Raw genomic sequence first — 14,693 nt, forward strand, 5'->3', positions numbered from 1 at the left:
TGATACATCACCGGGGCCTCCTGCAAATGTAGGCACTACCGATCCAGGCTTCGCCTACTCGGCAACCCACGGCAACTTGCAAGCGAGTCCCCGGCCCGAAACGGGCCGACCCTCATACCGTCTAGCCCCGATCGATTTTGCCTCGCGCACGGCCCTGACTTGCCTCGATCTTTGCGCAGCTGCTGCGTATCGACTGCGACGAGCAGGGCGGTTCGATCCCCATGGCGAGTCTGACCTGGAACACCTGAGGGAGGCGATCAGGAAGAACGGTGTGCAGCTCCACGAAGGCCAGGAACGGTGGCGCCAGGCCTTAATGGGCGATAACAAGTTCAGACTCCTCAAACTGGTGCGGGACCAGGTCACTCATCGAGCGCTGGAGAGACACACCACTATTGGCGAGGGCCCGCCGAAAACAACAATCACGATCGAGGGCAAGCCATACGACGGGACGGTCGCTACTCTTTTCGCCGACTTCGCGGAGTCCCAGTATCAGGCGTTCACCACCGCAGTCCTCGCCGATTATCCTGATCGTCGGTCCCCTACACAGAACAACTGATTTCGACACTTCAGATCGACAATGCCGCATCGGCAAGGATCGCAATCCAGTCCATGCTGGCAGCTACCCTCCACGCCATGGCAACTCCTTCACCGTTCGGCAACAGCGGTCGCGATCTGTTTGTTGTTCACGTCAATACCGCAGCGACCGACAACGGCGAGCGCCCGGTACGGGAAATTGCGGCAATAGACACAGGCAGCGGGCGATCGTGGGAGATCTCGCTGGCCAGTGGAGGCGCCTTGGTCGACGACGCGGCGGCCCTCCCGCTCGCAACGCTGGCCCGCAGCATTGAGGGACATATCGCGGGCGGCTTCCATCCGGAGGAACACACAGGGCTACTCAGGCACCTGTTCTCACAACTGGATCTGTTCCCAAAATGGCACCAGAACTCTGATACACGGCAGCTGACAGCCGGCGCATTGGGAATCCCACCTACCCATATGCCCACCACTGAACAGACCTGCAATCTATGGGGTGTTTCTGTACGGGCGCGCGGAAGGGCCGTCCAAATGGCTGAAGCGGCGGCAGCGTGCTTTGACGCGCTTGCCTACTTTTCTGCCAGCGACCGACTCCGCATGGTCGATATCCAACTGAATTGAGCCAGCTATGCCAAACCGAATGTCGAGACTGAAACTGCCTGTGGGACTGAACCTGTTCTTGCGGCGGTTGCGCTGGCGCCACGTCGCGTTCCTGTGGCTCGTCGCAGCCCTTCTACTGACTTGGATCAACAGGGAGGTGGAGACAGGGACAGTGACGCATTGGGTACTCGCCGTCCCTGTCGCCTTCTCCCCCGTGCTTGTTCTTTTCCTTTGGGTACTCGCAAACAAGAAGCGCTGAAGGCGCCCTCGTCGCTCCCCTCGTCATATTGCGGGCTCGTCGTCTTTGAAGAAATATCCGGTCAGCGCCGCCGCGATCAGATGCGAGCGGGATTTTGCGCCCAGTTCCGCCACAAGGTGGTCAATCACGTCGAAGTCGGCATGAAATAGTCGGTAAGTTACCTGCGTCTCACTATCGTCACGTGACGTTTTGGCGCGAATGCCGCGGGCTGCGAATAATCCCCCACCGATTCGACCGCCAGGGTAGAGCAGTTCCGGCAGTCGATCATGAGTCTCCTCGATCGCGACGATGAAAATCTGACCGTTCGTCATCCCCGTGCTCGCCCGCATCTCCTCGAGCTTCGCATGGCACCTTGCCGGCACCCGAACACTTGACGACTTCCCTCCCCCATCCAGGTCAGAGGAACGGTCGATTGACTCCCGATCTTGTTGGCTTCCAGCAGGTTCAGTCTCGGCGGGGCGATCCACATGCGCGGGTACTTCCGACCCTTGTTCAATTTCGTCGTTGTCACCCTCGATGTACGCGGAAGCGATGCTCTCGACCGATCGGGCCGCGGCCGAACGGAAGGTCCCGGCGAGTGGTCGGTGCCCGCCAGCCGACTGAGACGGGCCTTGGTTATGCGTGCTACTCACGTCAATCTCCGATACTGAACAGGGAACGAGACACGCTCGCTCAAAACCTAAAGTGATCTTGCTGAGAGTTATACAGCCCTCCCTGGACAGCTCGGGTGCGACGAGACACCTCACCCAAGACCCGCGAATCTTGCACCCAAGTCATATCCACAGCCGTTAGAGAAACCTATCGGATCATTTCGATACGACCAAGACGTAAGCGCCTAATTGCCTACATATGCGGAAGTGGCAAGCTCGATTCCATCACACGACCATATGCATGGCGTCCAACAAGCGTCCCAACCTCACATCAAATCCAATTCGACTGGCACATTATGCGACATTGGGACGCTTCTGGGACGCCTTTGAAAGTGAGTGGCAATGTTTGCGAAGCCGCTTGGCTGGTATGTCGGTATGACTGGCATGCGACCGTTGGAATGCCTTCAAGTTCCAAACAAGGCGATAAGCATGATTTGTCGGGACGCAACTAGTACTACTGATGACACACCACCGGTGTGGTGTCATCATTGTTCTATGACCGTTCCTGGCAGCGAGATGGGCCTCAAGCTCAACTCGGCATGGATCGACGATCTCCGCTGGCACCGCGACCAATACAGGCAGTCTCGATTTCAATGGACGAGCAGCGACGCCCTGTTGGCTGCGACCGAGTTCACTCGCGGACGCCAAAGCTTCACCACCCTGTCTGAACTGCGCGAACTAAGCCAAGCGCGACGTTCAGCCGCCGCATACGCCACAGTGTGCCAACGGGCATTCGGCGAGGCCGCCAGACATGCGCGCAGAGGCCTCGAAACGACCACATCCTGGTCCGCAGTTGCTCGCGAACTGGACACGACTGTGGTCACCTGCTCGGCGAGTTCCCACTTTTCGATCTGGTCGCAGGCGCACGAACGCACAAATCCCCAGGTAGCCCGGGTGCAAAAGATCGTCGACGGGCTCTATTTCTCTAATCCCCTGATCCGCGCGTGGGAGCTCAAGCAGCTCTGGGACCTATATGCGGCTGCCGAGGACATCCTCGAAGACACTTTGGTCGATCTAGCCGTCGAACTCGACGGATTTCGCCGGGCTGACGCCATCGCTCAGGCCGCAGATGTCCGCACCGTCGCCGGCCTCGGACATCGCATCAAGGCACAGCGTGCACAGCGTGGCGCCATCGGCGATCCACGACGAACCCCACATCAGTACAGCTAAACGGCTATTTCACGCACACCTTCACGCAAAGCAAGCCATGTTGAATCACGCAGAGTGAGTAGTGAGTCCGGGGCTCTAGAATTCTGATCACGCACCCGGTCACCCTCGCCTACAAGCAGGCGGATCCGTACGCCAATTGGCAACTGATTCCGCCTGTGGCACAGCATGTAGACCCGCACCACATGCCGTACGAGAACCCTTAGTACCACCCCGCACGCAAGCCCATCCTTCTGCACGCACATCATCCTGCGAGCGGTCACGCAAAACATCACGGATGTACACCCGCACATCAAACCGCTGTGCACTCCGCACCTGATCATGCGGAGTCTCACGCATAGAACCACGTTTCATCTCCCGTATCACCCCAGGCAGTCCAACACGCAGAAGACCACGTTTCTTTACACGCCATTTCATCCGCGTGTGTTCACGCATCATTATCCGCATTTCTTCACGCGTGATTCCCTGCAGCGACTCACGCGTGTTTACATACGTGTTCACATACGTGTTCACATACGTGTTCACCTGCGATTACATCGGCATGCAAACACGCGGCATTACACGCGGCGCCGCTTGCCGACCCACATGCCTGAACACATACGGCCCCACACGCGTGGCATACCGCGAGTTGTCCAGGACCCCTGCTAACTTTCCTTACAGACCACTCGTCAGAAACCAACGTCCATTGGGAGAACCACCATGTCTGTAGATGCCGTTCCAACGACACCCACTCATCAGCAACTGCCTGCCTGCTTCGGATTCTTCAACGGCAAAGGGGGAGTGGGCAAGACCTCACTCTGCGCGAACACCGGAGGCTTACTCGCTGCCGGCGGCTACCGGGTTCTCTTGCTTGACTTCGACCCCCAGGCCAACTTGTGCCGCGACCTAGGGTTTGTGAAGGAGGACGGCGTGCCCTTGTTCTCAGCCCTCTTGAGCGGGTCGGCACCGCCGATCATCCAGAACGTCGGTGGTCGCGAGAATCTCGACATCGTTCCAGGCGGCCCGGCAATGTTCGACCTTGCCGCAGTCATGGTGTCCAGGCAGCAACGCCAGGGAGGCAAACGACTAGGACAGCTTCTACTGGCCATGTTGCTGCAAGTGGCCGCAGACTACGACGTCATTATCTTCGATACCCCTCCGACGGATCTCACGATCATCGAAGCAGTGATGGAAGTAGTCCACGCTGTGGTCATTCCAATCCGCGCAGATGATGCCAGCCTCGACGGCATGGAAACGATCGCCGGCCAGTTCTCGGCAGCACGAGACGGAGATCCGGAACGAAACCTTCCTGCCGTGAACCCCCAGCTCCAACTCGGCGGGATCTGCCTCTTCGGCGTCAGCTCACGCGCAACCAAACTTGACGCAACGATTCGGGAAGCAGTCGAGGAGATGATCGGCGATTCGGCCCCGACTTTCGAATCTCGGATCCGCACGATGGAAACCACCGCCTTCGACGCGCGACGCCAAGGACTTCTGGTGCATGAGCTCGAGGAACGATCGGCCGGGGAAACCGCATCACGGATCGCAGCGCTGAGGAAAGGCACGAAACCAAAGGATCTGATGCTCTCGCGAAACGCCTCTGGCCTGGCCGAGGACTACTCGAACCTCACCCGCGAGATCCTCGTACGGATGTCGACCATCACCGCTGAGAGGGCTTCGGCATGAGTGAAAATAGGGTCCGCAACCGCAAGAGCATTGCCAAGTCTTTCGCCCCGAAGCCCAACCGAGCAGAGGGACTCGCTGGTCTCTTGCCCCCGGCCGGCGGGCTGCAGCCTCGCCGCACTACGAGCCCACAGACACCGGACACGGCTCAACCCCAGATCGACTCCACAGCTCCTCACCCGCCGACTCCCAAACGAGTCACCGACGCCCCTCAACCCGCCGTCTCGGCGCCTGAATCTCCAGTGCGGGTGCAGCCGATGGAACCCGAAGCTGTCACCGTTCCAGTCGCACCACCCCACGCGCCTCCTGTTGTCGTCGAGTCTCCACCCGCAGTCACCGAAGCGCCCCCAGCCCAGATTCTGGAAGAAGGAAATCCGCCGGCTGCAGATACCTCGAAGGTGACTGTCACGGCCTACCTGGATCGCACCACTCGCGACGCCTTGGTGAATCGTGCAGCCGAACGGCGATGCGATCACGCCGATGTTGCCATCGAGGCATTCGACGCAGTAGGCATCGAGCGACTGCGAGCCCTCTTTCAACCCGTCGCGGGCAGATCGTCCTCAGGGATTCCAGTCCATCAAGAGCCGTTCACGGTCAAAGGACCCGTCGAGACCTGGTTCCGCTTCACCACCGCTCAACGTGACTGGCTTGACGAGCAAGTGAAGGTCGTCGGTTCCAAATCGCGCAGCCGATTGCTCGCGGGCGTCTTGTCGTTGCACCTGCGGTCGCCCGCACGATAGTGGGGGACGACCTTCGAGGAGCAAAAAGTAAGCCTCGGAGGTCGTCTCTGCTTCCAGGCCCACATGAACGGCAGTCGAAGGTGGCATCGAATCGCCTGCCTTCGTAGCCTAAAAACAGATCGTAGATCCGGGCGAGCGCAAACGGCCGATTCGTGTCTTTGAAGCCGCTCCCCACCCCACTCCCCACCCCGCTCCCCACCTACGTGGGGAGCGGTTTTTGCCGCCTGAACTGCTGTTTCTTTCCACTCCCCCCACTCCCCACCAACTTCGCAGATAGGTCACACGTAGTAGTGGGAAAGTGCATGCCTCGCTAACCTGACTCCGCTTCGACTCGGCCCGTCCAGGTCTCGCGACATGATGCGCACGAAGATTTGTTGACCCCATCTGTCACACGGCGCGGGGCACGCGGATCTTCCTCTAATCAGAGGCATTCATTGCGAGGGTTGAGGGGATTTCAGACATGAGCAGCGCCGGGCACGACACGCTGACACAACCAGCATCACCGTTTCTGAATCAGAATCGATTTACGCTCATCCCATGGGACGACCAAGTAAAGGCGCGCGCCGGTGCCTCTCCGTGCGCGCACCCCTCAACCAGGCCAAGGTCTACGAACGTCGGGCAGACGAACTCGGGATCGATCTCGGGGACTACTGGGTGCTCGTCATGGCGCGCGCCTCGAACCTCGACATTCCTGATTACATCCTCAAGAAGTTGGATCCGGAGCGACTCCGCATCCACGACGCCCGCTATGCAGTTGATCGAACCCAGGCTGCTCGCGAAGCGACCGACGGCGAACTTTCGGTTCCAGCATGAGTTGGCCCTAGACAGCGAAAAACCCCCACTGCTTTGCCGGCCGGAGGGGGTTCTTCGATTCGATTTCAGTCCCGGGAAGCGACTTGCGAGGTCACTTTCCGAACTTCACTTACTCAAGTCCAGAGGACTTATGGCCATTCTAACCAAATTCCGAGCACACTCGCCATCCTTGGCGACGAGTGTCGCTGAGGCAATCGCATGACGGCGGCTGCATCGAGCGGCGCAGCGACGGGTCCTATGTCGTCGTTCGACCGCGTACGCATCGCGGTCGAGTCCAGTGGTGGGGTCCAACACCGAGGCCCTCACGAGTTGATGGCCTTATGCCCTGTCCACGCGGACCGACATGCGTCCTTGTCAGTGAGCTGGGTCAACGGTCACCGCGGCGGCATGGTGCTTTTGCATTGCCACGGCTGCAACGCCTCTGCTTTGGAAATTGCCGAAGGCCTTGGCCTGACCATGGTCGAGCTGTTCGACGAACCTCTTCCCGAGCGCGATGCACTCACTCGGGTCGGCCGTTCGGCTCAACAACGGAGTGCGGGTCGACGACGTCCTAAAGGCGGGCGGTTGCCGGCTCGAATCGCCGTAGCTGCACCAGACCCCAAGATTGAGCACAGTTGGGTTCGAGTCAGGGTCTACCCATACGTGTCGGCGGACGGCACCGTCGTCCAAGAAGTCATCCGCGAGGAATGCAGTTCCTGTGACGGCGCACGTCACAAGCAGTTCCGGCAGTTGTTTGTCAGTGCCAACGGCACCCGTCTCAAGCGCAAGCCCGACGGTTTTGATTCTGTCCTTTATCAGCTTCCCGCCCTCTTGTCCGCCCTGTCTGAGCGGTCACCGGTCTGGTTGCTCGAAGGCGAGAAGGACGTCGAGACCGCTGAGATATTGGGGTTGGTCGCGACCACCAATGCGCAGGGTGGGCTGAGCTTTCCAGTTACCTCCGCTGAGCTCTTCGAGGGTGCAGAGGTCCGCGTCGTCCTCGATAGAGATGGCGCTGGATGGAAGCGCGGCATAGAACTTGCGTCATTGCTAGGTGGAGTTGGCGCACAGGTTCAGTTGTTGCTCCCTGCGATAGTCACCCCGAAGTCTGATTTCACCGACCACGTCGAGGCTGGGCTGTGGTCGGACGAGGACGAATGGGGTGGGTTTACTCCGGTCCGTCCTGGAGAAGTCGCAGCACATAGCTTCGCTGCTGACGTGGTCGAAAAGCAGGCCCTTGTCGAGGTCGCGCTCGCTGAGGCTGTAGCGCGTATCGATCTAGCTGACACGCAGGTCGAGTCCGATGAAGAGTTGGTGCGCGCTCAGCGCTGGGCTTTGGAGGCTGAGCGCCGTTTTGAGCATCTGAGCGAGCTCGTGGACAAAGTCGTTCAGCAGGCAGCCGAGGAGGGGACCGAGTGGGCTGGCGAAGCCGTCGAGTCCGCGACGATTGCTTGGAATGCGTCTCGGGTGGCGGCGCGAGCTGCTCATGAGGTCGCCGGCGTCGCGATCCCTCCGCTGCTGCAGGATCCGGAGCTCGAACCCGCGCCAGTCACTGAAGCTAACGCGGACGAGGCCACCGCGGCGAACGGTCCGTCTGCGACATCGGTCGTGGTTCGCAATGGCATCCGCGGAACCAATTTCATCGCCCCTGTCTATCGAATCATCGAAGGGAACCTCGTCGAGATCGTCACCAGGAAAGACGGCGATCAGCAGGCAAAGTTGGTGCTGGATATCGATGCTCGCATCGTCGAGATGGAATATCTCGAAGTCACCGACGATGGGGTGGACGTCGACGAGCCTGATTTGATGGGCCGCGAAGCGATGGCCGGTCAGAGTGAAATTAACCCTGCCTCGCCGCAAGAGCTGACTGCGGTGATCATCGGATACACGCATCCGGACAGCCGTGAGTTTCTGCGGGTCCGGATCCCGGCAAAGGAGTATCGGGACTGCGCGTGGGTGGAAACACTGCCAGGCCCTCCTGCTTACGACAGCCGTCCAAGCGGCGTTGCAAAGCTTCGTGATGCACTCAAAGGAGCTGGCGGACGCGAGATTCGACGCGTTGTACGGTATCGATCCACCGGATGGCGACGGGACGCGCAAGGAAAATATTTCTTCGTACACGCCGGCGGTGCTATCGACGAGAACGGCGGACGGGTAGCACCTGTGCTGTTGACCGGCCCATTGAGAATGTTCGACTTACCTGCGCCCAGTTCGGATCCTGCGCGGATCCGGGCCGCGTTTCTTTGCGACTCGGCATCGATGCTCGAACGCACGCCTACCCGGGTCTCGGCAGCACTACTCGGGCATGTATTCAGGTCCGCGCTAGGCCCAAACCCGTGGGTGATGGCACTTGTCGGGTCTCCAGGGAGCTACAAAACCTCGCTTGCCTCGTTGGCGATGCATCACTGGGGCGAGAAATGGGACCGTCGACGTCCTGCTTCATCGATGTCAGGTAACGGTGACACGTTGAATGCACTGCGCATCAAATTGAATGCTTCTAAAGATGCCCTTTATTGGGCCGATGACGTCGCTCCCACGCGTGACTTCGCCACCGCCCAGAAAGCTCTCGAAGAGTTCGCTCGTCTGGTTCACAATGGTGAAGAGCGGTCACGGAGCACCCGGGACGGTCTCGGAATCCTTGACGGGACACCACCCCGCGCTTCTGCCCTGATTACGTCGGAGATCATGCCGAGGCCAGGGTCAGCAGCTCAAAGAATGCTCGTCATCCCTCTCCAGGCGTCAGAGATCGATCTGAATGTTCTGAAAGAATTGGATGGCCCTGAATCCCGCCACGGACGTGCCCTGGTAATGGCCACTTATTTGCAGTGGCTGTGCCCCCGCTTGGATGAAGTTCGTTCCGCCGCTTTTGCAGCAGGCGAACAGTACGCCAATCAGCTGAGAAAGGGCGGCGAAAGCGTACGTCAAGCCGACGCTTTGGGCTCATTGTGGGCCGGCTGGCATGCCATGTCACGCTTCCTTGTCGAATTGGGCGCGTTGACGGAAAACGAAGTCGCACATATGGGAGACCTCGTAGCTGTCGGTCTAACCGATGCCGCGTCCGCGGCGGTCGATCCTGACCTCCCGATGCGACCGGGCGCCCGGGTACGTGAGCTTTTGATACACGCATTGAGGAATGGGCAAGCATACGTCGACGACGTCGAAACTGGTGAGGCGCCAAGTGACTGGTCGTTGGCCAAGCGACTTGGCTGGCGGCGCAGCGTTGTCGGGGAAACATCTGATGGCACCGCTCGGTGGAGAGAGGAGGGTCGAGGAATCCGTCTGGGTTATGTCGTCGCCAACCCACGGCCCTGCGATGGGGAACCGCAGATTCTCATTGATTTGCTGGCCCTTGAGCAGGTCCTCAAATCCGCCGGGCAGATGTTGACCGATTCCTTGCAAATTGATCGGGGCACTGCACTGCGCGCACTATACGACGAAGGTGTGCTGATCGCGGAAGAGCGGAAGGGCCGGATGCCCCGCTACACCGTGCAGCGAATGATCAAGTGCGAGAACCGTCGTCAACGAATGGTCGCACTACGCCTGCACAAGTTGTTCGGCGAATGTTCGGACGATTTTGAGGTGAGAACGGGATCTGACGATCCCCACGGTCCGGTACCGGATAGCAAGCCTGCCGACCTTCCTACAGACATCGATGGACGGGACCTTCACGATTCGCCAGATGAAGCGCGAGCGAATTCGTCCATTACCGGGTTCGCAGTATCTTCGCCAATCCCGTCCAACGAAAAAAAGGGTCTAACCAGCTCTGTCACTGACAAGGAGCCTGAAATGGCGATTGAAACCGATGCAGAGGGATTCTCCGCAGACGGGTTCCAGATCTCACCTACATCTACCTGCGCTCTCTGCCATGGCGACGAAGCTGGCTGGGAGATCGACGGACTCGTGATGCACCTCCCGTGCTGGTGGCAGAGCACCGCTGCTTCTCGGGCGATTGCAGCTGGCACAGCCGAAAATCAGGAAGAAATCGAACCTGCTACCGAACCTTCACCGCTGGTAGCGCTGGCACCGAAGGGCCCTGAGACTCGCCCGAAGGTAGTGAAGACGGCCGGCAAGGAGAAGGCGGCCGCGTTCACTGCGCCGGCTGCAGTACTCGATGTCGACGGTGTATGGCTGCCGGACGGCACTCGCCACGAGCTGGCTACTCCGATCGCGCATGTCGGAGATGTCGCCGAGTTGGTCACGACGCTGAATCTCGGGACGTGGACGTCTGACACGTGGTCTGTGCCTGGTCAGATCTGGATCACCGATGCGATGGCGCAGAAAGTTGGTATTGACACCAGTTCGTTGGGGAAACGCAACAGGAATGATCGACTCAAGGAGCTGTCGGCTGAATCTGCATTTGTGACCGATGCGCTGGCTCAGGGATGGCAGCTTGGCGGGCAGCCGGGGGACCGGCTAGGGACGTGGACTCGTGTGTGGCGAGGCGAGGCACGTGGCGTGTGGGTAGCTCTGATTTCCGGGATGAGTCAGGATCCGAAAGAGATGCCTGTACTTGGTGACTCTCCTACCGCAGCCACGTTGGCAAGGCGGCTTGCGTTGTTGGCCGGGGCGCTCCGATTCCCGTGGGCTGTGAGTCCTGCATCGACCGGGATCGACTTGATGATCGCCGCGCGCCCCAAGGAATGGAAGCGGATCTTCGCGCCGTCCGACTCGGATTTTGCGAAGAAGTTCCAGATCTTTGAAGCCGATATCGATTGGTCGCGAACCCTTTCCGATTCAGAGGCGAAATGCCGCTACGTTCATGCCTTCGATCGCGGCGGTTCCTATGCTGCCGGTATTGCTGGTCTCGAATTGCCGATCGGGGAGCCAGAGCATCACCCGGATGGGATGGTGTTCGATCGCAAGCTTCCGGGATACTGGCTGATCGAAATCCCCGACGCAGCGGACTGGCGTTACCCGAATCCCTTGAATCCGATGGGGCTGTCTGTCTCCGAACCGAAGTGGGTGACCACTCCGACTCTCGAACGCGCTGCCCAACTCGGTTACGAGCCGGAGATCTTGGAAGCATTCGTCTGGCGAGATCACGGGCGCGTTCTGGTGCCGTGGTACGAACGCATTCGCGATGCGCGAACCGCCTTGGATATCGAGGGTGACACCGATGCACTGTTGGCGCGTGAGCAGAACAAAGTGATTTACACGCACACCATTGGCATGCTCAATTCCGACATGCATTTGGCCGGGCGACCCGGTTACTCGCCCGAGCGGCACCACCATATTGTCGCTAAATCTCGCGCGAACATCATGTATAGGATCGCGAAGATCGGCGAGGACAGCGGAGTGTGGCCTGTAGCGGTCACCAAGGACACCGTCCTGTACGTCTCCGACGAGCGCGATCCACAATTGGCGTGGCCTGGAGATCAGAAGCAGTTCGGGCGGGGGTTCGGGAACTACAAGCCGGAAGGATCGGCGCTGTTGTCCGACCACCTGCAGTATTTGGACGGCAAAGGTTATCGGGGGAAGTCGGAGCTGATTGCTCCGAACGAGTGGGCAGCTAGTGCGGAGGGGAGTGATTCCTGATGGCACGCAACCCACTCAGTAGGGCGTCGTATTCGCGCATCGCAGACAGTCTTTCCGACTTCGGGTCTGTCGTGGCCGGCCGAATCAATATCTCGCGAGCAGCCAAAGAGCTTCGTGTCACTCAGACTGCCATCCGGGAAGTCTTGCGGGGGGAACGAGGAAAACTTCAGGGGGAGTTCTTCGGGAAGTTGACCGGCCGGCAAGGGGCCGACATTTCCGGACAGCCAAATGCGTCGAACCTGAAGGCTCAGCTGCTGGCCGCTTACGGACCGGGAAAGCGCAGCGAAATCAACACCGCTGCAGCGGCACGTGATTTGGGTGTCTCCAAACGAACAGTCGAGCGTTGGCTGGCTCCCGAGGGCCGACAGCGAATTGCGAAGCCACGCACCGAAACCTTGAATGCATTGGCCCGCAAAGCGAAACAGTCCGCGTCCACTCGAACCTCACGTAAAGAAGCGATGTCGAGCGTACGCAGCAGCGCACGAGGAAAAGCACTGTCGAACTTCGGCGGGAAGATCAAGATCGACGCGGTACAGGGGCCCGGCACCCGGGAGTATGCGCGGGACCGAATGATCACCTTGGCCCTGACACCCGACCAGGTTGAATCCATGTGGAGCGCCTACGAAAATGGGGGCGACAAGGGAATGATCAATTGGATGAACAGCCGAGCCCAAGACTATGTCGGCGGCTGGGAGTTCTACCAAATCAATAGCTTCGACGTGGAACGGTAAGCGGCGATGACTTCTCGGCGAGGGCCGCGGTGGACACGCAAGCGACTCGAAATGATGCTCCGGACCTGTTATGGCGAGACCGAGCGCGGGGGAGTGGACGTCGCGGTCGTCGCCGAGGCTTGCGGGGTTTCAACGCGCACCGTGCGACGGTGGCTTTCTGGCACCAACCGCCAGCTTGCGGCGATCCCTTCTCCTCGGTTGGCGCAGTTGCGTCTGCCGGCGCCGGATTCGGAGCTGCGCAGCCAGCAACAAGCCGATTACGCCCGCGACGCCATAACTTCGATCGCATTACCAAAAGGTCGAGGAGTTCTGCCAGCGTGGCGTGATCGTGGATGGCTCGATTCGCACGTGGTTGCGATCGTGGACCTCGCGGGCAAGCCGTGGAGGCAGGTTGTCATTAGTAACGGTTCAGCGCGGTCGATGAAGGAGTTCCGCCGTAGAGGCTCGATCGTTGACCTCACGACGCTGCCTACTCGTTTCCATGGTGTCGTGCTGGCCCACGAGGTCATACAGGAAGTGGAGCCATGGCGTGTTCACCCCCGACCTCAAATCCTGGCTCAGGGCCGAACGCAGGTCTGGTCCGATGACGCGCCGGCTGTCGACCTCTCGGTGTTAGCTGTGGCGAGAGAACTGAAATGAACGGCAGATAAGGACATGAACATGAATCCCACCAACAGTGCAATCGAAGCTCGCGTCAGCGCTGTGCTGTCCGAGTTCTTGATCGATGACCAGGCAGGGGCGTCGCCGGCCGGCGCGACTGATGTGTCGTGGCCGGCGGAGAGCCTTCCGTCGTGATCGAATCCGTAGGCCCACAGCCTTGGCAACGCGTCAAAGATCCACAACCCCTGCCGACGGCGTCGAAGCCGGCGCTCCTGGCGGGGCACTTGCGCGACCTCGATGACGAAGCGCTCGGCCGGTTGATCCGCGATCACCTCGTACCGCTCGACTCCGAACGCGGATATCGGGTGCGGTGGAACAGTTTCTGGGCGACCTTGGGTTTCGACCCAGTTCTACGAAACCGTGCCACCTCTATCATCAATGGGTTTCTCGACCTGGCCGAGTCTGCGCTCGCAGCAGATGATCAGGATGCCAACCAGTCCAAACGGACCGGGAAATTCTTCGACCGATGCGAAGGTGCGTTGGACCGCATTCTCAACCGCGCCGACGAACCACTGGCTTGGGCCGGCGCCGCTGCGGCATCGTTCAATCCGGCCGCAAGGATCGTGATCGACAAGCTGATCTCAGCCATCGATCAGCACCGCCGCGATGGTGACAATGAAACCCTCTGGGCGACACTAGATCACATCAAAACTGGGGATCTAGGAACGTCCGCACCGCGGCTCCGTCGCTCTCAATATCGAGAGTGACGGAGCCCCATCAGTCTGAAGAAACTCGATCCCTCGACCACTTTCGCTAAATTGCTGGTGAAATCACTCAGGATTCCGTTTTGCGTCGTACGCAGCGATTGCTCGTCGCACTCCCGCAGAGAAGTTTCCGCGGAGCATGCCAACCACTTTGTCAGTGCCATCATCAGGTGGCGACGAATTGATCGTGCTCGCCACCATCCGCGCAACCAGGGTTCCTTCGTTTGCCAACAGCCGACGCAGCAGATTTGCGCGGTCTATGTCGCCATCGACTGGCTTTTCACGGGCTATCTGACGCGCTATCACTGCGCGCACCCACGGGTCCGTGTCCCGCGACATCGCAACAAGGACGTCAAATCTGTTCGCAGATTTCTTTCCTGACACTACTTCGACTGCCGCTGCACGCTGGTATACGTTGCCGCGCATAAGGTCCCACAGTTCCTCATCCGAGATCGCGTCAGGTCGAACAGCCGCCAATGCAGCTGCCGCGGAACCTCGCACGTCCTCATCACTGAAACTAGGTGTAGGAGGAACGGACGTTGGTGACGCGGTGCCGGCGGTAAGCGGCGGGCGGTCGTCCTCCGCGTGCTGAATGCGGTCGGTGGTAATTGTAGTGAACATTCCGACTTATATGAGTGTCACGGCAATTGACCGGGATTGCA

At 59.7% G+C, this 14,693-nt stretch carries 12 protein-coding genes; 11 read left to right on the forward strand and 1 reads right to left on the reverse strand.

Annotated elements, in window-relative coordinates; genetic code table 11:
- Nucleotides 1-556: hypothetical protein (locus ATN38_RS00800; RefSeq protein WP_218747419.1), on the forward strand; the 556-nt coding region annotated here is incomplete at its 5' end.
- A 77-nt stretch (nucleotides 557-633) separates the two neighbouring features.
- Complete coding sequence (locus ATN38_RS32460) at nucleotides 634-1,155, forward strand: hypothetical protein (RefSeq protein WP_232508943.1); 522 nt, start codon at nucleotides 634-636, stop codon at nucleotides 1,153-1,155.
- 261 nt (nucleotides 1,156-1,416) lie between these two features.
- Here the strand turns inward: ATN38_RS32460 and ATN38_RS00810 are convergent, their stop codons facing one another.
- Nucleotides 1,417-1,704: a hypothetical protein gene (locus ATN38_RS00810; protein ID WP_003942447.1), complete on the reverse strand. Its 288-nt coding sequence runs from the start codon at nucleotides 1,702-1,704 to the stop codon at nucleotides 1,417-1,419.
- Nucleotides 1,705-2,538: 834 nt separating this feature from the next.
- On the opposite strand from ATN38_RS00810, the gene ATN38_RS00815 reads away from it, so the two are divergent.
- The 9 genes from ATN38_RS00815 (at nucleotide 2,539) to ATN38_RS00850 (ending at nucleotide 14,034) form a co-directional block, all read left to right on the forward strand.
- Nucleotides 2,539-3,213 (forward strand): hypothetical protein, encoded by a 675-nt coding sequence (locus tag ATN38_RS00815; RefSeq protein WP_003942436.1) that lies wholly within the window; start codon nucleotides 2,539-2,541, stop codon nucleotides 3,211-3,213.
- 696 nt (nucleotides 3,214-3,909) lie between these two features.
- Nucleotides 3,910-4,875 carry a ParA family protein gene (locus ATN38_RS00820; protein ID WP_003942441.1) on the forward strand — a complete coding sequence of 322 codons (966 nt, stop codon included), beginning with the start codon at nucleotides 3,910-3,912 and terminating at the stop codon, nucleotides 4,873-4,875.
- Nucleotides 4,872-5,612 (forward strand): hypothetical protein, encoded by a 741-nt coding sequence (locus tag ATN38_RS00825; protein ID WP_037130214.1) that lies wholly within the window; start codon nucleotides 4,872-4,874, stop codon nucleotides 5,610-5,612. The genes ATN38_RS00820 and ATN38_RS00825 overlap by 4 nt, the downstream gene beginning before the upstream one ends.
- Nucleotides 5,613-6,149: 537 nt before the next feature.
- Nucleotides 6,150-6,425 (forward strand): hypothetical protein, encoded by a 276-nt coding sequence (locus ATN38_RS00830; protein WP_037130212.1) that lies wholly within the window; start codon nucleotides 6,150-6,152, stop codon nucleotides 6,423-6,425.
- 198 nt (nucleotides 6,426-6,623) lie between these two features.
- Entirely contained in the window at nucleotides 6,624-11,936 is a 5,313-nt protein-coding gene (locus ATN38_RS00835; RefSeq protein ID WP_037130209.1) for a telomere-binding protein, read from the forward strand.
- The gene (locus ATN38_RS00840) at nucleotides 11,936-12,667 is read left to right on the forward strand and encodes a hypothetical protein (RefSeq protein ID WP_003942446.1); all 732 of its coding nucleotides are present in this window, start codon (nucleotides 11,936-11,938) and stop codon (nucleotides 12,665-12,667) included. The genes ATN38_RS00835 and ATN38_RS00840 overlap by 1 nt, the downstream gene beginning before the upstream one ends.
- A 54-nt stretch (nucleotides 12,668-12,721) precedes the next feature.
- Entirely contained in the window at nucleotides 12,722-13,306 is a 585-nt protein-coding gene (locus ATN38_RS00845) for a hypothetical protein (RefSeq protein WP_245219860.1), read from the forward strand.
- A 21-nt stretch (nucleotides 13,307-13,327) separates the two neighbouring features.
- Nucleotides 13,328-13,462 (forward strand): hypothetical protein, encoded by a 135-nt coding sequence (locus tag ATN38_RS32465; RefSeq protein WP_256931494.1) that lies wholly within the window; start codon nucleotides 13,328-13,330, stop codon nucleotides 13,460-13,462.
- Nucleotides 13,459-14,034, forward strand: coding sequence for a hypothetical protein (locus ATN38_RS00850; RefSeq protein ID WP_003942445.1), 576 nt, complete (start codon nucleotides 13,459-13,461; stop codon nucleotides 14,032-14,034). Before ATN38_RS32465 ends, ATN38_RS00850 begins: the two co-directional genes overlap by 4 nt.
- Nucleotides 14,035-14,693: the final 659 nt, after the last annotated feature.

The sequence above is a fragment of the Rhodococcus sp. FH8 genome, assembly GCF_019266085.1.
Taxonomy (GTDB): domain Bacteria; phylum Actinomycetota; class Actinomycetes; order Mycobacteriales; family Mycobacteriaceae; genus Rhodococcus_F; species Rhodococcus_F qingshengii.